Annotated in this window: 20 protein-coding genes; 7 read left to right on the forward strand and 13 right to left on the reverse strand. The window is 69.3% G+C overall.

The genetic code is table 11. The features are described 5' to 3' along the window. From IRT45_RS33250 to IRT45_RS33260, 3 genes are all read right to left on the reverse strand, one after another. Positions 1–1,066, reverse strand: a 1,066-nt coding sequence (locus tag IRT45_RS33250; RefSeq protein ID WP_194809756.1) for an acyl-CoA carboxylase subunit beta, incomplete at its 3' end; no start/stop codon positions are given. Then, positions 1,063–2,214: an acyl-CoA dehydrogenase family protein gene (locus IRT45_RS33255; RefSeq protein ID WP_309241269.1), complete on the reverse strand. Its 1,152-nt coding sequence runs from the start codon at positions 2,212–2,214 to the stop codon at positions 1,063–1,065. The genes IRT45_RS33255 and IRT45_RS33250, both read right to left, overlap by 4 nt. Further along, entirely contained in the window at positions 2,211–3,926 is a 1,716-nt protein-coding gene (locus IRT45_RS33260) for an acyclic terpene utilization AtuA family protein (protein WP_194809758.1), read from the reverse strand. The genes IRT45_RS33255 and IRT45_RS33260 overlap by 4 nt, the downstream gene beginning before the upstream one ends. 180 nt (positions 3,927–4,106) lie before the next feature. On the opposite strand from IRT45_RS33260, the gene IRT45_RS33265 reads away from it, so the two are divergent. Further along, positions 4,107–4,259 carry a hypothetical protein gene (locus IRT45_RS33265; RefSeq protein WP_194809759.1) on the forward strand — a complete coding sequence of 51 codons (153 nt, stop codon included), beginning with the start codon at positions 4,107–4,109 and terminating at the stop codon, positions 4,257–4,259. A gap of 22 nt (positions 4,260–4,281) precedes the next feature. Here IRT45_RS33265 and IRT45_RS33270 read toward each other — a convergent pair whose 3' ends face one another. The 6 genes from IRT45_RS33270 to thiO form a co-directional block, all read right to left on the reverse strand. Beyond that, positions 4,282–5,046, reverse strand: a complete 765-nt coding sequence (locus IRT45_RS33270) for an adenylate/guanylate cyclase domain-containing protein (RefSeq protein ID WP_036506407.1) — start codon at positions 5,044–5,046, stop codon at positions 4,282–4,284. Between the two features lie 705 nt (positions 5,047–5,751). Next, a complete protein-coding gene (locus IRT45_RS33275) occupies positions 5,752–6,510 on the reverse strand; it encodes an ABC transporter permease (RefSeq protein WP_194809760.1) in 759 nt (252 codons plus the stop codon). Then, positions 6,510–7,475 carry an ABC transporter ATP-binding protein gene (locus tag IRT45_RS33280; protein WP_194809761.1) on the reverse strand — a complete coding sequence of 322 codons (966 nt, stop codon included), beginning with the start codon at positions 7,473–7,475 and terminating at the stop codon, positions 6,510–6,512. The genes IRT45_RS33275 and IRT45_RS33280 overlap by 1 nt, the downstream gene beginning before the upstream one ends. A 134-nt stretch (positions 7,476–7,609) precedes the next feature. Then, positions 7,610–8,386 carry a thiazole synthase gene (locus IRT45_RS33285; protein ID WP_194809773.1) on the reverse strand — a complete coding sequence of 259 codons (777 nt, stop codon included), beginning with the start codon at positions 8,384–8,386 and terminating at the stop codon, positions 7,610–7,612. A 16-nt stretch (positions 8,387–8,402) separates the two neighbouring features. Beyond that, a complete protein-coding gene (gene thiS, locus IRT45_RS33290; protein ID WP_194809762.1) occupies positions 8,403–8,639 on the reverse strand; it encodes a sulfur carrier protein ThiS in 237 nt (78 codons plus the stop codon). Beyond that, complete coding sequence (gene thiO, locus IRT45_RS33295) at positions 8,636–9,730, reverse strand: glycine oxidase ThiO (RefSeq protein WP_194809763.1); 1,095 nt, start codon at positions 9,728–9,730, stop codon at positions 8,636–8,638. Before thiO ends, thiS begins: the two co-directional genes overlap by 4 nt. 147 nt (positions 9,731–9,877) lie before the next feature. Between thiO and thiE the strand changes: the two genes are divergently transcribed. Next, a complete protein-coding gene (thiE, locus tag IRT45_RS33300) occupies positions 9,878–10,582 on the forward strand; it encodes a thiamine phosphate synthase (protein ID WP_030516618.1) in 705 nt (234 codons plus the stop codon). Positions 10,583–10,629: 47 nt separating this feature from the next. Here thiE and IRT45_RS33305 read toward each other — a convergent pair whose 3' ends face one another. Continuing rightward, positions 10,630–11,301 (reverse strand): NUDIX hydrolase, encoded by a 672-nt coding sequence (locus tag IRT45_RS33305; protein WP_194809764.1) that lies wholly within the window; start codon positions 11,299–11,301, stop codon positions 10,630–10,632. A gap of 145 nt (positions 11,302–11,446) precedes the next feature. Here IRT45_RS33305 and IRT45_RS33310 point away from each other — a divergent pair, with 145 nt between their 5' ends. The 3 genes from IRT45_RS33310 to IRT45_RS33320 are packed head-to-tail and all read left to right on the forward strand — an operon-like array spanning position 11,447 to position 16,425. Beyond that, complete coding sequence (locus IRT45_RS33310; RefSeq protein ID WP_194809765.1) at positions 11,447–12,796, forward strand: hypothetical protein; 1,350 nt, start codon at positions 11,447–11,449, stop codon at positions 12,794–12,796. Beyond that, positions 12,793–13,764, forward strand: a complete 972-nt coding sequence (locus tag IRT45_RS33315) for a glutamate ABC transporter substrate-binding protein (protein WP_194809766.1) — start codon at positions 12,793–12,795, stop codon at positions 13,762–13,764. Before IRT45_RS33310 ends, IRT45_RS33315 begins: the two co-directional genes overlap by 4 nt. A gap of 3 nt (positions 13,765–13,767) precedes the next feature. Next, entirely contained in the window at positions 13,768–16,425 is a 2,658-nt protein-coding gene (locus tag IRT45_RS33320) for a serine/threonine-protein kinase (protein WP_194809767.1), read from the forward strand. Positions 16,426–16,432: 7 nt separating this feature from the next. Here the strand turns inward: IRT45_RS33320 and IRT45_RS33325 are convergent, their stop codons facing one another. Beyond that, complete coding sequence (locus IRT45_RS33325; RefSeq protein WP_194809768.1) at positions 16,433–17,629, reverse strand: acetate kinase; 1,197 nt, start codon at positions 17,627–17,629, stop codon at positions 16,433–16,435. A 67-nt stretch (positions 17,630–17,696) separates the two neighbouring features. Then, positions 17,697–19,778 carry a phosphate acetyltransferase gene (gene pta, locus IRT45_RS33330; protein WP_194809769.1) on the reverse strand — a complete coding sequence of 694 codons (2,082 nt, stop codon included), beginning with the start codon at positions 19,776–19,778 and terminating at the stop codon, positions 17,697–17,699. Between the two features lie 293 nt (positions 19,779–20,071). On the opposite strand from pta, the gene IRT45_RS33335 reads away from it, so the two are divergent. Together IRT45_RS33335 and IRT45_RS33340 are read left to right on the forward strand one after the other, a co-directional pair. Then, the gene (locus IRT45_RS33335) at positions 20,072–20,872 is read left to right on the forward strand and encodes an LLM class flavin-dependent oxidoreductase (protein WP_194809770.1); all 801 of its coding nucleotides are present in this window, start codon (positions 20,072–20,074) and stop codon (positions 20,870–20,872) included. Positions 20,873–20,921: 49 nt separating this feature from the next. Continuing rightward, positions 20,922–21,431, forward strand: a complete 510-nt coding sequence (locus IRT45_RS33340; RefSeq protein WP_194809771.1) for a nitroreductase/quinone reductase family protein — start codon at positions 20,922–20,924, stop codon at positions 21,429–21,431. Between the two features lie 5 nt (positions 21,432–21,436). Here IRT45_RS33340 and IRT45_RS33345 read toward each other — a convergent pair whose 3' ends face one another. Next, a complete protein-coding gene (locus IRT45_RS33345) occupies positions 21,437–23,776 on the reverse strand; it encodes a serine/threonine-protein kinase (protein WP_194809772.1) in 2,340 nt (779 codons plus the stop codon). Between the last annotated feature and the right edge of the window lie 191 nt (positions 23,777–23,967).

Genomic DNA, 23,967 nt, shown 5'->3' on the forward strand with positions numbered 1-23,967 from the left:
GCGCGGCCTTCTGCGCCTCCTCGGAGAACAACACCCCGCGCGCGTTGGCGAGGATGCCGACCGGATAGCCGTGCAGCTCCGCCCATCCGGTCACCAGGCTGGAACCGTAGAGCGGTTTGAACTCGTCGAAATCGGAGCCGTCCACCACCCGGGCGACGACCTCGCGCGGGTCGAACGGAATCTTCAGATCGGTGGGCACGATGCCGAGCAGTTCCTCGGAATCGTAGAGCGGTTCGATCACCTCGGCGCGCGGACGCGGGGCGGGCCCGGTCTTGCGCCAGTTCAGCCGCCGCACGATGGACCGGCCGATCCGGATGGCGTCCTGTTCGTCGGCGGCGAGATAGTCGGCCAAACCCGAAGTGCGAGCGTGCATCTCGGCTCCGCCGAGCGATTCGTCGTCGGACTCCTCGCCGGTCGCCATCTTGACCAGCGGCGGACCGCCGAGGAACACCTTGGAGCGTTCCTTGATCATGACGGTGTAGTCGGACATGCCCGGAATGTAGGCGCCGCCGGCGGTGGAGTTGCCGAAAACCAGTGCGATCGTGGGGATTCCGGCCGCGGAGAGCCGGGTGAGGTCGCGGAACATGCGACCGCCCGGGACGAACACCTCCTTCTGCGTCGGCAGATCGGCGCCGCCCGATTCCACCAGGCCGATCACCGGCAGCCGGTTCTCCAGCGCGATATCGTTCATGCGCAGGTTCTTGCGCAACGTCCACGGATTCGACGTGCCGCCGCGCACGGTCGGATCGGGCGCCACGATCATGCATTCGACGCCCTCCACGATGCCGATGCCGGCGATCACCGAGGCGCCCACGTGGAATTCGCTGCCCCAGGCGGCCAGCGGCGCCAGCTCCAGGAACGGCGAATCCTCGTCGATGAGCAGTTCGATGCGCTCGCGCGCGGTGAGCTTGCCGCGCTTACGGTGGCGCGCCATCTTGTCCGGGCCGCCGCCCGCGATGTTCTTGGCGTATTCGGCCTCGACCTCGGCCAGTTTCTCGGTCATGGCGTCGGCGGCGGTGCGGTAGTCCGCCGAATTCGGGTCGATGGCTGTACGGAGAGTGCTCAAGATCGGTACCCCAATCGCTTGGCCGCGAGGCTGGTCAGGATTTCGTTGGTGCCGCCGCCGATGCCGAGGATGCGCACATCACGGTAGTGGCGCTCCACCTCGGATTCGCGCATGTATCCCAGGCCGCCGAACAACTGAACCGCTTGGTGGGCAACCCATTCCGCGGTCTCGACCGCGGTGTTCTTGGCGAAGCACACCTCGGCGATCAAATCGGTTTCCCCGTCCGCCGCGCGTTCGGCCACGTGCCGGGTGTACACCCGGGCGACGTCGATGCGGCGAGCCATCTCCGACAGCGTGTTCTGCACGGCCTGCCGGCTGATCAGCGGGCGGCCGAAGGTCTCGCGGTCGCGGCACCACCGCAGGGTCAGATCCAGGCAGCGCTGCGCGTGCCCGTAGGCCTGCACCGCCAAGCCCACCCGCTCGCTGACGAAAGCCTGTGCGATCTGGGCGAATCCGGAGTTCTCGGCGCCCACCAGATTCGACACCGGCACCCGCACGTCGACATAGGACAGTTCGGCGGTGTCGGAGGCCAGCCAGCCCATCTTCTCCAGTTTGCGGCTGACCGTGAATCCCGGCCTGTCCTTCTCCACCAGCAGCAGCGACACACCGGATGCGCCGGGGCCACCCGTGCGCACGGCGGTCACCACGTAGTCGGCGCGCACCCCGGAGGTGATGAAGGTCTTCGACCCGTTGACCAGGTAGTCATCGCCGTCGCGCACGGCGCTGGTGGTGAGATGGCCGACATCGGAGCCGCCACCGGGTTCGGTGATAGCCAGTGAACCGATCTTCTCCCCCGCCAGGGTGGGCTTCACCCAGCGTTCGATCAGTTCCGTGTTGCCGGACGCGGCCATGTGCGGCACCGCGATACCGCAGGTGAACAGGGAGGCGAACAGTCCGCCCGAGCAGCCGGCGTAGTGCATTTCCTCGGCCACGATGGCGGCATCGATCCCGTCGCCGCCCGCACCGCCGACCGCCTCCGGAAACTGGATGCCGAGCAGCCCGAGCGCACCGGCCTTCTTGTGCAGCTCACGGGGAATCTCACCGGCACGCTCCCATTCGTCCAGGTAGGGCAGCACCTCGCGCTCGGCGAAACCGCGGACGGTCGTGCGTAATTCACGCCGCTCGGGCGTATCCCAGACACTGCTCACGGTAGTAACTCCACGGGTATGTCGATGTGGCGGGACCGCAGCCATTCGCCGAGTCCCTTGGCTTGCGGATCGAATCGGGCCTGATAGGCGACGCCGAGGCCGAGCAGGTCCTCGACGATGAAGTTGACCGCCCGCAGGTTCGGCAGCACGTGCCGGGTGACGGTGAGCTTCGCGGTCTCCGGCAGCAGCGCCCGCAGGGTGTCGACGGTGAGGGTGTGCACCAGCCAGCGCCACTGATCGTCGGTGCGCACCCAGACCCCGATATTGGCGTTCCCGCCCTTGTCACCGCTGCGGGCCGCAGCGATGGAACCCAGTGGGACCCAGCGTGTTTCACTCGCCGGCAGGGGCTGCGGCAGCTCGGGTTCGGCCACCTCGTCCAGGTCCCGGGTCTGCGCGGGCGGAGCGATCGCCACGCGCGAGCCGTCGGGCAGGACCGCGGTGTGCGCGACCTCGCCCGCGTCGACATAGCCCGCGGTATAGACGCCGTAGGGCGCACCGTTTCCGGGCGGCGTGGTCATCGTGAAGCCGGGATAGCTGGCCAGCGCCAATTCGACGGCGACGCTGGAGAACGCGCGTCCCACCTTGTCCGGGTCGGGATCGCGGACCACGCAGCGCAGCAGGGCGCTGGCCTGTTCCTCGGTCTCGGCGTCGGGACGGTCCAGCCGTGACAGCGACCAGTCGAGTTCGGCCGGGCGCACCGGCAGCCAGCTCTCCAATTGCCGCTGTGCCAGTGCGGCTTTGGCCTCGATGTCGAGGCCGGTCAACACGAAGGTCATTTCGTTGCGGAAGCCGCCCAGGGTGTTCAGCGAAACCTTCAACCGCGGCGGCGGCGCCTCACCGGTCACACCGCTGATCGACACCCGGTCCTCACCGGCGGTGGCGAGCCGGATGCTGTCGAGGCGGGCGGTGACATCGGGTCCGGCGTAGCGCGCGCTCTGGATCTCGTACATCAGCTGCGCTTCGACGGTGTCGACGGTGACCGCGCCACCGGTGTTCGCGTGTTTGGTGATGACGCTGCTGCCGTCGCGGCGGATCTCGGCGATCGGGAAGCCGGGACGGTCGAGATTCTCGATCTCGGTGAAGAACGCGAAGTTGCCGCCGGTGGCCTGGGTGCCGCATTCGATCACGTGACCGGCGACCACCGCACCGGCGAGGGCGTCGAAATCGTCTCGGGCCCAGCGGAAGTGGGCGGCCGCCGGTCCGACGACCACGGAGGCGTCGGTGACCCGGCCGGTGACGACGATATCGGCTCCGGCGTTCAGCGCCTCGGCGATACCCCAGGCGCCCAGGTAGGCGTTGGCGGTCAGCGGTGCGCCCAAGCCCAGTTCCTGGGCGCGCGGGAGCAGGTCGTCTCCTTCGACGTAGGCGATCTTCGGTGTGAGGCCGAGCTTGTCGGCCACCTCGGCGAGCCGCTGCGCCAATCCCGCCGGATTGAGTCCGCCCGCGTTCGCGACGATGCGCACCCCGCGTTCGAGCGCCAGGCCGAGGCAGTCCTCGAGTTGCCGGACGAAGGTCTTGGCATAGCCGAGGGCCGGATCCTTCATCCGGTCACGGCCGAGGATCAGCATGGTCAGTTCGGCGAGATAGTCACCGGTGAGCACGTCGAGTTGCCCGCCCTCGAGCATCTCGCGCATCGCGCTCAACCGGTCGCCGTAGAAGCCGGAACAGTTGCCGATCCGGAGGACCTCCGGGTCGGCGCCGAGACTCGTCATCTGCGCGGCGCCTCCTCATGCGACGTGCCTGCCGCAGCGGCTGTGCTGCGTCGGGTTCCAGGTTCACATCGGGTGCAGAAAAAATCAAGCCTGCGTGCTTGTTAATTGCCGACGGCGCAGGTAGAGGCAGTGGCACCGGCCGGTGTCCGGGGCCCGGGAGCCGCCGGGCAAGATGGCGGGGTGTCCAATTCCGTCATCGTCGCACTCCTGCTGGCCGTAGCCGGATTCCTGGTCGGCGGCGCCTTCACCATGTGGAAGAACTCTCGGGTGCTGTCGGTGATGCTGGGCGTCTGCGCGGTCCTCGCGGTCGTCGGCGCGGTCACCTGGTGGTAGACCGGCCGAGCACGCCCGGCGCCTAGTCTCCGGCGAGGCGGAAGATCCGCATCCCCTCCGGAACGCCGTTGAGCGGGGCGGCGAACATACTGCGCCGATAGGGCTTGGCCGCGACCTCGAGTTCCTTCAGCGTGCTCGGCTCCAGCGCTTCGAGGGTGGTCTCCGAGATCATCGTGTTGCCGTTGCCGCCGGCCTCCATCACCCGGGCGGCGATGGTGACGTCCACACCCAGCCAGTCGCCGCCGATCTCGCGCGGCGTCCCGGTGTGCAGGCCCGCCCGCATGCGCGGCCGATATCCCGCCACCTCGACCCGGTCCAGGTTCTTCTTCGCGGTCAGCACCGCACGCACCGCACTGTCCGGGGAGGCGAAGACCGCCATCACCCCGTCGCCCATGCGCTTGACGACCTGACCGCCCCGATCGACGATCGGCGGTTCGATGGCTCGCGCCACCCGCCGCAACAACTCCAGCGTCGCCTCGTCACCCGCAGACAGCGACCACCGCGAGAACGCCACCAGGTCGGTGAAGACCACCGTGATCTCCGCACTGCCCTTCCCGCGGCCGACGCGCTCCAGCATGGCCTGCCAGACCTGCAGCGCGCCCAGACCGAGCTCCTTGGCCGCGCTGGGATTGTCGCCCACGATCTTGTCGGCCGCGCGGGCCACCGCCCGCGCACCGCCGGGGCCGGACAGCGACAGCGGATCGCCGAATGCGGGATCGCCGGGCAGGCTCTCGCGCGCCTTGCGAATTACACCGATGACGTCGGCGCGCTGATTGGCCGCGGCCATCAGCGAGGACAGCTGATCGGATCGGCGCCGGCCGAACGAGCGCAGGCGAGATTCGGCCTCGTCGGCCGGCGTGAGCGGAATCACGATCTCGGCATCCGGATCGACACCGGGATCGACGCCGGATTCGGTCCGGTCGACCGGCAGCACCGTATCGGCTCGGGTCGTGTCGCCGGCCTCGGCCGCGGCGTTTCGGCGATCGGCCGCGGCGTTTCGACGGTTGTCCGCACCGGAACCGGTCCCCCTTTTGCCCCGCCTACCGGCGGTGCCGTTGCGACGCGACCCCGAACCGCCGGTGCGGTTTCGCGCATCTCCGGGACGGGCCGCGCGGGACGCGTTTTCGCCGTCGCCGGAAGGTCTTTCGCTCACATCCCGAGCGTAGCCAATGATCGCCACCTGCCACCTCTCTATCGGACGGAGCGGGCACAGCGCTGGGTCCGCCGATGGATAACGTGTTGGTTGCCCGGGCGATGTTACCGACCGGCTCTTCCACACGGAAGGTCCAGCGGGGCTGTTAACGAAGGCTTTGCACACAGCACACCGGCCCGATGCACAGCGCGAAACGGCTGCACATCGGGCCGGTGATCGTCACATTCGCCGGGCAGTGGCGGCTGTGACCGGGATAGCAGTCCCCCGACAGGACCGCCCTCCCGCTCCCGGGCTTCGCGAGGGTGAGCGTCCGGGAACGGGCAGGTATCAGGGTGTGGATCAGGCGTCGCGGCGGTCGACCACGAGCAGCGCGGCACCGAAGACGACCGCCACGAAGACGATGAAGTAGACCAGTCCGCCCCACGGCCCCCAGTGCCAGTGCGCCGCGGAGGTGCCCTCCCCGAGGAACCGGTTGATGTTGGCGAAGGGCAGGAACGGCTGCACGCTGCGGCCGAAGCTACCGAAACTACCGAGCAGCGTCTCGATCAGCAAGGGCCACAACACGATCAGCGAGATCGCCGCGGCCGACTGCCGCACCAGGGCGCCGACGCCGACCGACAGGATCACCGCCAGGAAGGCGTAGATCGCCAGTCCGTAGAGCGCGCGCCAATCGGCGTCGGAGTTCAGGCTCATCTGCCGCCCCGCGTCGCCGGCCAGCGGTTTCGCGATGAGGTAGGCCAGCAGACCCAGCACGAAGGTCAGCACCGCCGCGTAGGCGCCGGTCAACAGGGCCTTGGTGGTGAGGACCAGGGATCGGTTCGGGGTCGCCTGGAAGGTGGTCCGGATGATGCCGAAGCGGTATTCACTGGTCACGGTGAGGGCGGCCATGATCATCAGAACCATGACACCGAGGCCGGAGACACCGACCATGGCGCCCGACGTGGTCAGCGTCGATTCGTTCTCGTGCCCCATACTGGCCCGCGAGACGCCCGCGATCAGGGCGGCCAGGCCCAGGCCCAGCGCCACGACGATCGCCGAACACCACCACGGTGACCGGGTCGAAGTGAGTTTGATCCGCTCCGCGGCGACGACACCCATCAGAGCGCACCTCCCATCGCCTGCTCGACGCCCTCACCGTGGTACTGCACCGCACCTCCGGTCATCCGCATGAACGCCTCCTCGAGCGAAGCCTGTTGTGGCGCAAGCTCATACAGGGTGATGCTGTTCGCGCCCGCCAATTTGCCGATGGCGTCGCTGGTTTCCCCGACCACCACCAGCGCGGGGGCGGTGTCGGCCGATCCTTCCCGATCGGCCGCGCTGCCGTCCTCGCGCACGGTCATCCCGTTCGAGGTGAGCAGACTGCGCAGCTCGTCCAATTGCGGACTACGCACCCGCACCGTCGATTCCGACGATTTCGCGATGAAGTCCTTGGTGTCGGTGTCGGCGATCAGCCTCCCGCGCCCGATCACGACCAGATGGTCGGCGGTCTGCGCCATTTCCGACAGCAGATGGCTCGACACCAGCACCGTGCGGCCCTCGGCGGCCAGCCGCTGCATGAAGCGCCGGATCCACAGAATGCCCTCGGGGTCCAGTCCGTTGACCGGTTCGTCGAACAGCAGCACCGGCGGATCGCCGAGCAGCGCCCCGGCCAGGCCGAGCCGCTGCGACATGCCGAGCGAGAATCCACCGGCCTTCTTGCCGGCGACCTCCGTCAGGCCCACCAGCCGCAGCACCTCTTCCACCCGGCCGGCGGGAATGTCGTTGGCGGCGGCCATCCAGCGCAGATGCGAGCGAGCCGACCGGTTCGGATGGACCCACTTGGCGTCCAGCAGGGCACCGACCGCGCGCAGCGGATGATCCAGCTCGCGGTAGCGCTTGCCCTGAATGACCGCCGTTCCGGCCGTGGGCTGATCCAGGCCGAGGATCATCCGCATGGTGGTCGACTTACCGGCGCCGTTCGGGCCGAGGAACCCGGTCACCTTGCCGGGTGTGACCGTGAACGACAGGTTCTCGACGGCAACGGTCGCACCGAAGCGCTTGGTAAGACCTCTGCATTCGATCATGGGCACCAGTCTCCCCGAGAAAGCCGCACGCGACCATCGCTCACAGGTCGCGAGTCCGGTCATCCTCGAGGATGAGGGGGACCCCTAGGGTCCCGGTGGGCTCACCCAGCCGCGACCTGGGGACATCCCCGTGTTCACACCGCGGGTGAGGAAGCCTGGGCCCAGAACCGCTTGGGGATACGCCCGGCATGGCGGGCCAGGTAACCGGCCTGCACCGCGGCGGCCATCGCCGTCGCCATCCGGGCCGGATGCCGGGCACGGGTGACGGCGGTGGCCAGCAGGACGGCCGAACAGCCCAGCTCCATCGCCAGCGCGGCGTCGCTCGCCGTGCCGATTCCCGCGTCCAGCACGACCGGAACCCCGGCGGCCTCGACGATCATCTCGATATTGTGCGGATTGCCGATGCCCAGCCCGGTGCCGATCGGCGAACCGAGCGGCATGACCGCGGCACAGCCGGCATCCTCCAGGCGGCGCGCGAGGACGGGATCGTCGGTGGTGTAGGGCAGGACCACGAAGCCGTCGTCGACCAATTGCTCTGCGGCCGAGACCAATTCGATGGCGTCCGGCAGCAGGGTGCGTTCGTCGGCGATGACCTCGAGTTTCACCCAGTCGGTTTCCAGCGCCTCGCGCGCCAGCTGCGCGGTGAGGACCGCCTCGGCGGCGGTGCGGCAGCCGGCGGTATTGGGCAGCGGGGCGATGTCGAGGCGTTTGAGCAGATCGAGCACGCCCGTTCCACCCGCGGCGTCGATGCGGCGCATGGCGACCGTGGTCAATTCGGTGCCGGAGGCGACCAGCGCCTCCTCGAGCACCGCCAGATTCTCCGCGCCGCCGGTGCCCATGATCAGCCGGGAGCCGAATTCGCGATCGGCGATCCGCAGCGGCTCGACCGGCCGTGATCCTGTGCCCGGAATGTCGGCGCCCGCGATGTCAGCCACCCTGCACCGCCGTCAGGACCTCGATCTCCCAGCCCCGGCCGACCTGCTCGTCCCACCGCGACTTCGGGAACAGCGCACCGTCCACCGCCAGGGCCACGCCGCGGCACGGCAGTTCCAGACGCTCGAGCAGTTCCCGGACGGTGAGCGGCTCCGCGAAGACGTGATCGGTGCCGTTCACCGTGACGCCGACGGGAATCGATGGGGACGCGGAACTCGGTTGCGCGGTCACTGATTACCTCCTGATGATGATGCGGGAGTAGCGGTTTCGGCGGTGGCGAAGCGGTGCGGGTCGGCGGCCTTCGCCTCGGCGAGCACGTCGTCCGCCAGCAGCGCCGCCACCGCGTCGACGGTGATCGGTGCGCCGAGGATGCCGTTGCGACCGTGCCCGGTGGCGGCGATCACCCGATCCGAGAGCCATCCGATCAGCGGCAGATTGTCGGGGGTGCCGGGACGCCCGCCCGCGGCGGCCTCCGCCAGTTCGTATTCGCCGAGGGCGGGCCAGACCGCTTCCGCGTCGGCGATCAGATCGCGGACCCCGGCCACGGTCACGGTGGTGTCGAATCCGGCCTCGTACTGCGTGGCGCCGACCACCAGGCCGTCGGCGCGCGGGACCAGATAGACCGGGCGGCCGTGCACCCGCGCGCGGATCACCGAGGACGGCGGCGGCGGGGTGCCCGGGCGCCGGCGCAATCGCAGGATCTCGCCCTTGACCGGCCGCACCGGCAGCTCCCACAGCCTGGCGCTGGCCGACCCCGCGGCCAGTACGATCCGGTCGTGGTCGAGTTCGTCCACAGCCGTCACCGGCGTGGGATCGATGTGCACACCGGCCTGTTCACACCCGCGACGCAGGGCCGCGAGCAGCAGGCGATTGTCCACCGCCGGTTCGTCCACGGCCAGCAGCCCGGCCCGGACGGTGCGCGAGAGCCCGGCCTCGGTCGCGCGGACCCCGGCCCGGTCGAGCACGCGCATCGCATATCCGTGGGTGCCGCAGAAGTCGGCGATCGTGCGCAGGTCGGCGGCATCGGCCGCGTCCAGCGCGAGCGTGAGGGTCTGCCGGGCCACGAACACGTCCACCCCGGTGGCGTCCCGCAACCGGGCGCCGAATTCGGGCCAGCGCCGCAGCGATGCGGCGCCGAATTCGAGCAGATCGTCCTCGCCGGGCCAGCCCTCCGAAAGAGGAGCGAGCATGCCGCCCGCGACCCAGGACGCGCCGGACCCCACACCGGGATCGCGAATCGTCACCGACCAGCCCTTTTCGGCGGCCCGCCAGGCCACCGCCAGACCGATCACACCCCCACCCACGACGGCCAGACTTCGCATCACTCCACCTCGCTCGGGTCCCGGACTCGCACGGACCGCGCCGTGCACGGCCGACACCGGGAAATCGGCGTTCCCGCGCGGCCGCCATCGCTGCGGGAATGCCCTCTTGTTTCGCCTCTCCACGGTAGCGCGGCTACGGTCGAAGCCGTGCAACCGTCCCAACCGCAACGCCCGATGGCACCGCGCGAACGCCTGGCCTCGGCCCGGCTCTACCTGTGCACCGACGCCCGGCGCGATACCGGTGATCTGGCCGCATTCGCCGAGGCGGCGCTCTCCGGCGGTGTCGACATCATCCAGCTGCGTGACAAGGGTTCGGCCGGCGAGGCGAAGTTCGGGCCGCTCGAGGCCGGCGCCGAGCTCGGCGCGCTGGCCGAACTGAAGGCCGCCGCCCGCCGCCACGGCGCGCTGGTCGCGGTCAACGATCGCGCCGATATCGCGCTGGCCGCCGGCGCCGATGTGCTGCATCTGGGCCAGGGCGATCTGCCGCCCTGGTACGCCCGCCGGATCGTCGGGCCCGACGTGGTGATCGGCCGGTCCACCCACAATCGCAACCAGGCCGGACTCGCGGTCGTCGACGAGCACATCGATTACTTCTGCACCGGGCCGGTGTGGAATACGCCGACCAAACCGGGCCGTACCGCGGCGGGCATCGAATTGGTGCGCTCGACCGCGGAGTCGCATCCGACCCGGCCGTGGTTCGCGATCGGCGGAATCGATCGCGATCGCCTGCCGGAGGTACTCGCGGCCGGTGCCGACCGGGTTGTCGTGGTGCGTGCCATCACCGCGGCGCGCGACCCTCAGGCCGCCGCCCGCGAACTCAAACAGCGGTTGCTGGAGAACGCGGCGAACTGATCCACAGCCGTACACAGGGGGAGGACACGGCTATTCACATACGGCGTTCAGTCCAGTACCTGGTCCAGGGTCAGCACCACCGTTTCCTCGTACCGCGCGTACGCACCGGATCCGTTCTCGCGCTGCGCGATCCGGGCGGTCGGCGCGGCGGCATCGTGGGTGTCGAGCCACAGGAAACCCCGATCGGCGAGGTCGATCGTGCGCGGCAGCACCGCCGCGATGGCGGCCGCCTCGGCCAGTCCGTCCAGTTCGAGCCGGGCCGCGGATGCCCGCAGCCCGGGCCACGCGACGGCGAATCCGGGATGCAACGGCCGGGCGTCGACCTCCTCCTCGGGGACCCACGCCAGCTCCGCGCTTTCGCGATTCGCGGTGGTCGCCAAGGTTTCCGACACATCGGCGACCACGGTGGTGTAGGTCCAGCCGGAATCCGCGGTACTCGTCACCCGGCTGCCGCGCACCCGAACCGCCTCCGGATCGATTCCGGCTTCTTCCTGCGCCTCACGGACCGCAGCGTGCACGCTGGTCTCATGACTGTCGCGCGCACCACCGGGCAGCGCCCACGTTCCGCCCTGATGGCTCCACGGCGCCCGGTGTTGCAGCAGCACCAATGCGCCGCCGCCCTGCCGGGGTGCCCGCAGCAGCAGTCCGGCGGCCCCGAACAGGCCCCACTGCCGCGTCCCATCGGGGCTTTCCAAGAAGCCGTCTCCGTCACCGCGCATGCTCCGCCTCGTCCCGATCCGCGCCGGCGTCCTGACCGCCGGCCTCCGGTACCGCCGTCGTGACCGACACATATCGGGCGGTACCGGTACGACCACAATAAGCTCAGTCCGCACAATGCAACCCGCTGAACGAACGGAGGTGGGCATGGCTCGAATCGGGCATTCGCAGCTCGACGAGCTGTCCCCGCGGGCCGCGGCTGCCGCCGTGCGCAGCCGGCTCGACGCGACCGATGTCCGCGCGTTCGCGCGCTCGTCCCCCGCCCGGCTGATCGCGCTGGGCCTGTTACTGCTCGGCCTGTGCCTGATCGCCGGCGCCGTCACCTCCGGTGAGGTGGGCCACCGCCAGCACGCCCTGGACTATCTGCTGGACGAGGCCGAACCGGACGCCAATTCCGCACAGCATCTGTACACCTCGCTGTCGGTGGCCGATGCCGCCGCCGGCACCGCCTTCATCTCCGGCGGGCTGGAGCCGAAACCGGTGCGCGATCGCTACGACCAGGCGGTCGGTGAGGCAGCCGCGGAACTCGTGGCCCAATCCGACAACGCCGGCACGCCCGGCTCGGCCACCCCCGACGCCGACACCCGGCTGCGCACCGGTGTGGCCACCGAGCTGCCGGTCTACACCGGGCTCGTCGAGACCGCGCGCGCCAACAATCGCGAAGGCCATCCCGTCGGCGCCGCCTATCTGAGCGAGGCGTCGAATCTCATGCAGACCACCATGCTCCCGACCGCGCAGGAGTTGCAGGAGCACCGGTCCGCGGCGATCGCGGCGACCCAGCGCCAGCACGTGCGGCCGCCGTGGGCGGCGATCGTACTGCCGATCCTGACCCTCGCCGCACTGGTGACGGCGCAGTTCTATCTGGCCCGGCGCTGGCATCGGGTGCTCAATCCGGGTCTGCTGGTGGCCTCCGGCATTCTGCTGATCCTGCTGGCCTGGACGGTGATCGCCGGATCGTTCTCGGCGGTGGCGACCACCTCGGGACGCGACAACGGCGCGGTGCCGGGCGCCCAGCTGACCGAGAGCCGCATCCTGGCCCAGCAGGCGCGGGCGGCGGAGACGCTGAAATTGGTGCGCCGCGATGCCAGCGGCGACTACGACCACACCTACGACACCGCTACCGCGCGGCTCGACGATCTGCTCACCCACTATCCCGGCGGCGCACCGGGCGCCGACGATGTGCGCAATGCCCATGCGGCACTGGGCCGTTGGCGCTCGGCGCATCAGCGGATGAACGACGCGCTGGGCCGCGGGGATTTCCCGGCAGCCACCGCCGTGGCGATCGGCGCGGATCCGGCGCAGGCCAGCGCGGCGGTCGACACCCTCGACAGCGCGCTCGCCGCCGGTATGGGTGAAACACGAAATACGTTGCGCGGGGAGATATCCGATGCCGCGCGGTCGCTGGATTTCCTGGCCCCGGGCGCACTCACCCTGGCCGCGCTGGCGGCGGTGTTCGTGGTGGCCGGGCTGTGGCCGCGTTTGAGGGAGTACCGATGAGGGCGAGGCGGGTCGCGGCAGCGGCATTGGCGGCATCGGCCCTGCTGGCCGGCGGCTGCGGCGGTGCGCCGAGCACCCCGCGCACCGGCGGCAGCGGCACCTACACCGAACCGCCTCTGCCCGCCAATGCCGTTGTGACACAACCGCAGTCGGGCGCATCCCCGGATCTCGAATCGCAATGCGGTAATCCCACCGCCAGCCTTCGTCCCGGCGCCGACCACGGGCCCGCACTCGACGCCGTCCGCGCGCGCGGACGATTGCTGGTCGGCCTGGACCCCGGCAGCAATCTGTTCAGCTTCCGCGATCCGATCAGCGGCACCCTCGCCGGCTTCGACGTCGACGTCGCCACCGAGATCGCGCGCGATCTGTTCGGCGATCCGCGCCGCATCGAATACCGGATCCTCGGTTCGGCGGATCGTGAACGGGCACTGCAGGATCACAGCGTCGATGTCGTGGTGAAGACCATGACCATCACCTGCGATCGACGCCAGCGCGTCGATTTCTCCACCACCTACCTGATGTCGCATCAGCGCGTCCTGGCGGTGAAGGGATCCGGCATCACCTCGATGGCGGATCTGGGCGGTAAGCGCGTCTGCGCGGTGGGCGGCACCACCTCGCTCGACCGGATTCGGCACATCCAGCCGACGGCCTCGATCATGACCGTGCCGACGTGGGCGGATTGCCTGGTGGTATTGCAGCAGCGCCAGGTCGACGCGATCAGTACCGACGACGCGCTGCTCGCCGGGCTGGCGGCGCAGGACCCGTACGCCGAGGTGGTGGGCCCCGCCCTCAGTGACGAGCCGTACGGCGTCGGCGTTCCGAAGGGTAACGACGATATGGTCCGATTCGTGAACGCCACCCTGCAGCGGTTGCGCACCGACGGCACCTGGGATCGGCTCTATCAGCATTGGCTGGCGCCCGCGCTGGGTCCCGCGGCCGGACCGCCGGAACCGACCTATCGGGACTGATCCATGTCCGAGCACCACGCATTCTCCGAATCCGATCCACCGCCGACATCGCTCACCTCCACCCCGGATGCCGGCGACAATCCGACGACACCGCAGCCCCGCCGCGCCCCGGAACTGCCGGGGACCCAGCGGACTCCCGGGACACAGCACCACCCCGAGGCCCAGCACATTGCCGAGACCCAGCGCACCCCGGGAACTCAGCGCCCCTCAGGGCCGCGGAACACCCCCGGCACGCAACACAGCCCGGGCACGCAGCGCACACCAGGCACCCGTCACACCGCAGGGCCCCGGCACAACCCCCGCACCCAGGAGGTCCAGCACACCCCCGGGACGGAAAACATCCCCGGCACGCAGCGAGCCGACGCACCCACGGCCGCAACGCCTTTCACCGGCACCGTCGCCACCCCGACCGGCACCGGAGGTTCCGACACCTCGTCGTCTGCGAGTGAGCCGAGTCGCCCCACCGGACGCAGCGGCCGCACGGTCCGCTCCCGCCCCACGGTCCGTCGATTGGGCGCCGGTCTGGTGCCGATTCCCACTGTGCCACAACTGGATCCGATGGTGGCCGTCCTCGCCGACCCGGTGGTGTCCGAGGGACGGCGGTACTGCTGGCGCTGCGGCCGGCCGGTCGGGCGCACCACCGCCGCGCACGCCGCCACGGCCGTCGGCAGCTGCGGCCACTGCGGCGCCCGCTACGATTTCCGCCCGTATCTGCGGGCCGGCGATCGCGTCGCCGGGCAGTACGAAATTCAGGGCTGCATCGCGCACGGCGGGCTGGGCTGGATCTACCTCGCGATCGACCGCAATGTCAGCGACCGCTGGGTCGTGTTGAAGGGCCTGTTGCACGGCGGGGATGCCGAGGCTCAGGCCGTCGCCGTGGCCGAACGCCGATATCTGGCCGAACTGGCCCATCCGAGCATCGTCAAGATCCACAACTTCGTCGAACATCCGGGTCCGGGCGGCTCGCCGATCGGCTACATCGTCATGGAGTATGTGGGCGGTCGCTCGCTGCGCGATCTGCTCGACACCCATCCGCGGCCGGAGCGGATGCCGGTGCCGGAAGCGATCGCCTACATCCTGGAGATCCTGCCCGCGCTGGAATATCTGCACGCGCTGGAGCTGGCCTACAACGACCTCAAGCCCGACAACATCATGGTCACCGAGGATCAGGTGAAACTGATCGACCTGGGCGCGACGGCACCCTTCGACTCCTACGGAAATCTCTACGGCACCAAGGGTTTCCAGGCGCCGGAGATCGCCGCCACCGGCCCCACCGCCGCCACCGACATCTACACCGTCGGCCGCACTTTGGCGGTGCTGACCGTGAACATCCCGATGGTCGCCGGCCGCTACACCGACGGCATTGCGCATCCGGATGCCGAACCGGTCCTGGCTCGCTACGAATCCCTGCATCGGCTGCTGCTGACCGCGACCGATCCCGATCCGGATCGCCGGTTCCCGTCGGCCCGGGTGATGTCCACCCAGCTGGCGGGTGTGCTGCGCGAAATCTTGGCCGCCGAGACCGGTATCGAACATCCGCAGCTGTCGACGCTGTTCAGTCCGCCGCGCACCAGTTTCGGCACCGACGAGCTGATCGGCCAGACCGATGTCTACGCCGACGGCGTGGTCCGGGGCAAGAACCTCACCGCCCGCGATATCGCCGCCGCCCTGCCGGTCCCGCTGATCGATCCGGCCGATCCGTCGGCCGCACTGCTGGCCGGAACCGCGCACTCCGAACCGGAACACGCCCTCGACGCGGTGCGGGCCGCGCGGCGGCGAGCCGAGACCTCACCGGGTGGTGCGCCGGACAGTTTCGCCGCCGAGGCCACCCTGGCCGAGGTTCGCGTCCATCTCGACCTCGACCAGCCGGGCGCGGCCCGCGAGCTGCTGGACAACCTGGGCGAACACGATTGGCGCACCGACTGGTTCGAGGGTCTGATCGCGCTGCGCGAGCAGGACTACGAACGCGCCTACGACAGTTTCGACGCGGTGTTGTGCGCGCTGCCGGGGGAGATCGCGCCCAAACTCGCCATCGCCGCGACCGCGGAACTGGTGCTGCAACAGTGGGATTCGCCGGATCCCGCGCAGTGGCGGCAGTGCGCCGAGAAGTTCTACGCCACGGTGTGGCGGACCGACCGCGGCGTGGTGAGCGCCGCCTTCGGGCTCGCACGGCAGTTGGCCGCCGACGGCCGGGTCGCCGCCGCGGTCGCGGCCCTGGACGACGTTCCCTCCGCCTCCCGCCACTACACCGAGGCGCGGCTGACGGCGGTCCTGCTACTCCTCACCGCACAACCCGCCGAGCCCGGCGATTCGCAGCCCGAGGACGGCGAGATACAGCAACACGCGCACGTCGACACCGATCGGCTGGAGGAGTCCACCCTGCACGTCGCCGCCGCACGGCTGCAGGCCCTGCCCGCGGCGGAACGACGGGTCGCGCAGTTGCGGGTCCTGGTTCTGGGCACCGCGCTGGCGTGGCTGCAGGCCGGCCACCGCCCACGGACCTCCGGCAGCACCCTGCTCGGGCAGCCGTTCACCGAACGCGGGATGCGCCGGGGGATCGAATCCGGGCTGCGCGCACTGGCCCGCACCGCCCCCGGCCGGACGCACCGGTACGCGCTGGTGGATCTGGCGAACGCGATCCGCGCCAAGAGCTGGTTCTGAGCCCGGTTCAGCCCACCAGTGCGGCGGCCGCCCGGGCGATGGCCAATTCCTCGTCGGTCGGCACCACCAGCACGGCGACCTCCGCGCCGGGCGGCGAAATGTGGCGCGCCGCACGGTCTTTCGCGGCATTGCGTGCGGGATCCACCGCGATGCCGAAGCGTTCCAGGCCGGCCAGCGCGTCGGCGCGCACCTGCGCGTTGTTCTCCCCCACCCCGGCGGTGAAGGTGATCGCGTCGACCCGGCCCAGATCCACCAGATAGGCGCCGATGTAATGGCGCAACCGATGCACGTAGACGTCGTAGGCCAGCCGCGCCGCGGCATCCCCGGAATCGATCAGGTCGAACAGCTGCCGGAAGTCGTTGACCCCGGAGAGTCCCTTGATGCCGGAGCGGCGGTTGAGCAGTTCATCGATGCCGTCGATATCCAGCCCCGCGGTCCGCGCCAGATGCAGTGGAATGCCCGGGTCGATATCGCCGGATCGGGTGCCCATGACCAACCCCTCCAGCGGCGTCAGTCCCATGCTGGTGTCGACGGCCCGGCCGCCGCGAATCGCCGACGCCGAGGCGCCGTTACCCAGATGCAGGACGATCTGGTTGTGCGTGGCCGGATCGCCGCCGAGCAGTTCCGACACCCGCCCGGACACATACTCGTGCGAGGTGCCGTGGAACCCGTAGCGCCGGACGCCGTGCGCGGCGGCGACCGTCGCGTCGATCGCGTAGGTCTTCGCGGCGTCGGGCAGTCCGTGGAAGAAGGCGGTGTCGAACACCGCGACCTGCGGGATATCGGGCAGCAGGTCGCGCGCGGAGCGGATACCGGTGACGTTGGCCGGATTGTGCAGTGGCGCCAGGGTGGACAGCTTGTCGATGGATTCCACCACGGCATCGGTGATCAGGGTCGGTTCGTAGAAGATCTCGCCGCCGTGCACGACCCGATGGCCGACCGCCGAGAGCCCCGCTCCGCTCAGATGGTGACCGCTGCGGGCGAACAGGTCGAACACCACCCGCAGCCCCGCGGCGTGATCGGCGATCGGCCCGGTGTGCTCGAATTCCTTTCCGTCACTGTGATGTTCGACGGTGACCTCGTCCTCGGACACCGCTTCCCCGATGCGCGACACCAGGCCGGAGGCCGACACATTCGCCGAAACCGGATCCAGCAGTTGATATTTGATCGACGACGACCCCGAATTGATCACCAGTACCTGCATCAGCCCTCCTGAGTCCTGCGGCGCACCCGCACCCGGTCGGCACGGCGAGCCGCTGTGCGAGTGTCGCTCACCGTGCCTCCTGCTTCTGCGCCTGGATCGCCGTGATCGCCACGGTGTTCACGATGTCGGCCACGAGCGCTCCGCGCGACAGATCGTTGACCGGTTTGCGCAATCCCTGCAACACCGGCCCGATCGCGACCGCGCCCGCGCTGCGCTGCACGGCCTTGTAGGTGTTGTTACCGGTGTTGAGGTCCGGGAAGATGAACACCGTCGCGCGCCCGGCGACATCGGAATGGGGCAATTTGGTGCTCGCGACCGTCGGTTCGATCGCGGCGTCGTACTGGATCGGCCCCTCCACCGGCAGCTGCGGCGCCCGCCGATGCACCAGTTCGGTTGCGGCCCTGACCTTGTCGACGTCGACGCCGGAGCCGGATTCACCCGTCGAGTACGACAGCATCGCCACCCGGGGCTCGATCCCGAACTGCTCTGCGGTGCGGGCGGAGGAGATCGCGATATCGGAAAGTTGTTCGGAGGTCGGATCCGGGACCACCGCGCAGTCGCCGTAGGCCAGCACGCGGTCGGCCAGGCACATCAGGAAGACACTCGACACCGTCGAGACGCCGGGTTCGGTCTTGATGATCTCGAATGAGGGCCGGATCGTATGCGCGGTGGTGTGCGCGGCGCCGGAGACCATACCGTCGGCGATGCCCCGATGCACCATCATGGTGCCGAAATACGAGATGTCGGCCATGAATTCGCGGGCGCGCTCGACCGTCATCCCCTTGTGCGCGCGCAGCCGCGCGAATTCCTCGGCGAACTCCGCGCGCAACTCGCTGGTGCGCGGATCGAGCACCTGGGCGGCATCGATGTCGACACCGAGTTCGGCCGCGCGGGCGCGCACGGTGGCCTCGTCACCGAGGATGGTCAGCTCCGCGATCTTGCGTTGCAGCACGCGCCCGGCCGCCCGCAGGATGCGATCGTCGTCGCCCTCGGGCAACACGATCCGGCGCGGATCGGCGCGAGCCCGTTCCACCAGCTGATATTCGAACATCTGCGGCGTGACCACCGAGAGCACCGGAACTTCGATCAGATTCAACAACTTCCGGCTGTCCACCCGCTGCTCCATCAGCGCCAGCGCGGTGTCGACCTTGCGCATACTGCTGAGCGAGACCCGCCCGCGGGTGTGCGCGGCGGCGCTGGCGGTGTCGAACGTGCCCAGTTGGGTGGTGAGGATGGGCAGTTTGGGCTTGAGGCCCGCCATCAGGCGCGCGATCGCCGGATCCGGCAACATGCCACCGTTCATGATGATGCCCGACAACGACGGAAATCCCTCCGCCTCGTGCGCGTTCACCAGCGACAGCAGGACGTCGGAACGGTCGCCCGGCACGATCACCGCGACGCCGTCGCTGAGCCGCTCCAGAATGTGCTCGGCGGTCATCCCGCCGACCATCACCTTCAGCGCCTCGCGCTGCAGCAGTTCCGGATCGCCCGAATAGACGGTGCCGTCGATGGCCTCACACAGTTCGTTCATGGTCGGCGCGGTGAGCAGCGGCACCTCCGGCATCGTCCACGACGGACAGGGCAGCACACCCATCGCGTCCCGCACGTCTTCGAGCCGCTCGGGATCGCAGCGGTTGACGATGATCGCCATCAGCTGGGCGTGCTCGTGTTCGAGTTCCGCTTCGCACACCCGGGCGACCTGCACGACGTCCTCGGGGCTGCGCCCGGCCCCGCGCAGCACCAGCAGCACCGGCGCGCCGAGGTTGACCGCGATGCGGGCGTTGTAGCGCAGTTCGCTCGGCCCGGCGACATCGGTGTAGTCGCTGCCGATCACCACCACGGCGTCGCAGACCTTGGCGACCTCGTGGAACCGCATCACGATCTCGCTGATCGCGGCGTCGGGATCGGCGTGCACCTGCTCGTAGGTGACCCCGACCGCCTGCTCGTAGTCGATATCGGCGGTGCAGTGTTCGAGCAGCAGCTCGAGAATGTAGTCGCGGCCGCGGTTGGACCGGGTGATCGGCCGGAAGACGCCCACCCGCGGCGTCGTCGCCGAGAGCATCTGCAGCATGCCCAGCGCCACGGTGGATTTGCCGGTGTCACCTTCCAGTGACGCGATGTACACGGTGGACGGTGCGGGTTCGGCCATGGTCTCGAGCTTAGTGAGCGGGTATGTGCCCGCAATCGTCCGCGCGGCCGGTGCCGGCGAAATCACACCCGGGAAGCTATCAGGATCGCCGCCGGTCCCCGCGGCAACCGGTGGCCGGCAACCCCCGTCCCGTGCCACCGGTTGGTTCCGCCCGGAGAGGTCGAGGTCACCCACGGGCCGCGACGGAGTCTCCCTGTTGCGTTGAGGACAGATCGACCGGATGAGCGTTGCGGACATGCTCTTGCGCTTCTCGACCATTCAGCGGCTCAGGATCCGCCCATAGGCTCGTCGTCATGCGACTCGGCACCTTCCTTCCCACGTCCACCCCCGATCCCCAGCGGCCGATCCTCGGCGATATCGGCGCCGCGGCGCGGTTCGCCGAGGAGGCCGGACTCGATTCGGTGTGGTCGACCGACCACCTCGTCGCCAGCGCACCGATCCTGGAGAGTTCGGTCACGCTGGCGACCGCGGCGGCGGTGACCGAACGAATTCACATCGGCTACGGCGTGCTGCTGCTCGCGCTGCGCCCGGCCGCGTGGGCGGCCAAACAGATCAGCGCACTGCAGTACGTCTCCGGAGATCGGCTGCTGCTGGGCGTCGGCACGGGCAATCCCGCCCACGGCGATATCGGCTGGCGCGCGGCCGGGCTGCCGTTCGCCGACCGGGGCCGGCGCACCGACGAGAATCTGCGCGTGCTGCCCGATCTGATCGCCGGCCGGCCCGCCGTGCTGCCGGACGGCACCGAGGTCACGCTCTCTCCCGGCGCGACGGTTCCGCCGGTTCTGGTGGCCGGTGACGGAACGCGCGCCCGGCGCCGTGCGGCCGAATTCGCCGACGGCTGGCTCGCGATCGGCCTCGCGCCGCAGGATGTCGCCACTGCCACCAAGGAATTGACCGAATTCGCCGCGACGTTCGGGCGCAGCACACCCACCGTCTCCGTCGTCACGCCGTTGCCCGCCGACCTCGGCGAAGCCCGGGAATTGTTCGACGCCTACGCCGAGGCGGGCGTCGAGCACCTGCTCGCCGCACCGCGTGACGGTGACTGGCGGAAGGGATACGAATTCGTGGCCGCGGCCCGGACCGGTGGGCGGTAACGCTGCCGCTCGCCCCGCGTCTGCGACGAGAGCCTTAGGATCACTGTCCATGACGGCACAGTTTCCGGATCGGCAGTGGGGTTCGCGGACCGGTCTGCTCGGACGTACAGCGAGCGCGTTCGCCGCGACGAAATTCGGTTCACTCGTGGTCCGTACCCTCACACCGCTGGATCGGAAAGTGTTGCAGCGCAGCGGCGCTCGCTACACCGTGCTCGGCCCGATCGGCGCGCCGATCGTCCTGCTCACCACCATCGGCCGCAGCTCCGGGCAGCCGCGCACCTCACCGCTGCTGTACGTCCACGACGGCGACACGCTGTACGTGATCGGCAGCAACTTCGGTCAGGCCCGCCATCCCGCGTGGACCGCCAACCTGCTGGCACATCCCGAGGCGACGATAACCCTTGCGGGACAAAGTATTCCGGTGCACGCACAGCTGGTCGAGGATCCGGTGCGGAAACAGCGGATCTTCGACCGGTTCGTGGAGACGACCGAGGCCTATGCCGCCTACCGCAACCGGACGACGCGTGATCTGCGCCTGTTCGCCCTGACCAAGGCGTGAGGGTTTCACACGATCCGGCTGTGAGCCAGATACGCCCGCCCGGCGAAGGTCCGGATCGGGCTGCTGCCGAAGTCGAGTGACCACACCGGTTGCTGATTCTTTCCGGCGGCGACGACGGTGATCCCGCCCTGACCACCACGCGCGACGGTGATCACCCGTGTTCCATCGGTGGCCCAGGGGACCTGGTTGTCCGGCAGTACACCGCCCTCGGCCGTGTACGCGTCGAACCAGGCGTAGGCGAGCTTGTATCTGTTCTCGAGGTAGTCGGAGCCGGATTTCGTGGTGGTGTCCCAGCGAATGAGAATTTTGCTGCCGATTCCGGCGACGGAGACACCGTGGCCGTAACTCGCTTCCTTCGGCAGTTGCCTGGACCAGAGCATGGACCCGGTCGCGGGATCGAAGGCGGCGAGCATGCCGCGGTTCATCATGACCGGCAGCGCCGGGGCCGTGTCCGGTTCGGCGTAGCGCTTGTCATTGCCGTTCGGCGCCGGATCGTCACCCTGGGTGGCATACGGCTGGCTCGCCACGACCCGCCAGCCGGCACCGGCACTGGCGCGCTTCGTTCCGTCGAGAGCGAAGAAGTCCGCACCGATCGCGAATCCGCCGGAGTACGCGAGCCAGTCCGGAGCCCACACCGTATGCGGCTGAACGTGGTCCGGGGCGAGTTGATACACGACCTTGCCGGTTTCGATATTGCGCAATTCGAAACCGGCCTTCGAGAACGGATCACCGGACACGGGATTCTTCTGCAGCGACAGCACACCGGAACCGTGGACCAGACCCGGCTGAATGTCGTCGGCCTGCCAGAGCACCTTGCCGGTGACGTCCGCGGCGATGACCGAACCCGTCCCGGCCCCTTCGCGCTCGGGTTCGAACGTGGCGAATGTTTCTCCTGCGGAGACGATTTCGGTGGCGGCCGGCAGGCGGCCGGAGATCACGCCCGTCCGCGTATCGATGAGCAGCGTCGCGTACGAATCCGAATTCACGTCCCGGGTCCCGGCGGCGCTGTCCCCAGCCTCCGTACGGCAGCCCGCGTAGCGGCCCGAGGCCGTGAAGACGCACTCGGCGTAGGAGATGTAGCCCACACCGACGCTGTGCAACAGCGCGCCCGACTCCACGTCGATGATGTCGAGTTTCTCGGCGCCGTTGTAGAGCACCACCTTGTCGGTGCCGCCGATCGGGAGCTCCGCCCCGTCGGCCGACCACCGCTTCCCGGTAGGTTCGGCACCAAGATCCGGGCTCTGCGGGGTGACCTCGATCCGGGCCGGCACCCGGGCGGCATCGGTCGGACCGACCTCATCGGAGCCGGCCGACCGCAGCACGAAAACCGTCACGATCGCGATCACGATCACGACCGCGGCACCTGCGCCCCACCGGATTCCACTCGACGGCGCACCGGTTCGCGGTAGCACCGTCGGTGGTTCGGCCTGTGCTTCCGACCGGCCCCGCGACGGGACGGACTGTCCGGCGAGCACGGTCGCGATCGCCGCTTGCGGATCGCCGTGCGGCGCAGCGGCAGTGGCGGCCCGCAAGGCCGTACCCAGCGCCGCCGCGAACTCCGACGACGATGCGAACCGTGCCTCCGGTCGCTTCGCCATCGCCCGGGCGAGAACCGCGTCGACGTCCGGATGCAGGTGCGGACGGGCCGTCCGCACGCTCGGTGGCGTGGCCGTGGCATGCCGCGTGACGACCACGACGGGATTGGTGTCCGCGAACGGCGCGTCACCGGTGAGCACGTGAAAGATGGTGCATGCCAACGAATACTGGTCGCTGCGTCCGTCCAGCGGTTGCGCACTCAGTTGCTCCGGCGACGCATAGTTCAGGGTGCCGATCATGACACCGGTTCCGGTCAGATCGGAGGCGCCCGCGGCCTGCCGGGCGATGCCGAAATCGGTGAGCAGCACGTCACCGTCCCGGCTCAGCAGGATGTTCGCCGGTTTCACGTCCCGGTGCACCAAACCCTGCGCATTCGCGCGATCCAGCGCTCCCGCAACGGTTTCCGCGATCCGGATCACCTCGTCGATCCCGAACGGCCCGGTCGCGGCCAGTCGCTGGGCGAGATCGACGCCGTCGACCAGTTCCATCGCGATCCACAGCCGGCCCTCGTACTCGCCGCGGTCGTACACCTTGACGATCGCCGGATGCGACAGACTCGCCGCCAGATCGGCCTCCCGCTCGAAGCGCGCGCGGTACTCCGGATCGGCCGCGTACTGGGCCGGTAGTACCTTCACCGCGTCCGATCGCGGTAACCGCGGGTGCCGGGCGACGTAGACCTCACCCATTCCACCGGCGCCGAGCACCCGTTCGATCCGGTAACCCGCGAACAACTCCCCCGAATACAGCATTACTCCTCCTCGCCGTGAGCACCCTACCGAGTCCGGTTGCCCTGCGAGGGAGGGACGGACCGGGCGGAACGGACACACCGCGGGCGGATCCGCACGTACCGGCCCGCAACGAGCGGATGTCACGCTCGGACGGTCGAGCGTGACATCCGAGGCAGCGGACGCGCGGAAAGGCTCAGAGTGCGCGCAGGCGC

This window comes from Nocardia sp. BSTN01, from assembly GCF_015354405.1.
GTDB lineage: Bacteria > Actinomycetota > Actinomycetes > Mycobacteriales > Mycobacteriaceae > Nocardia.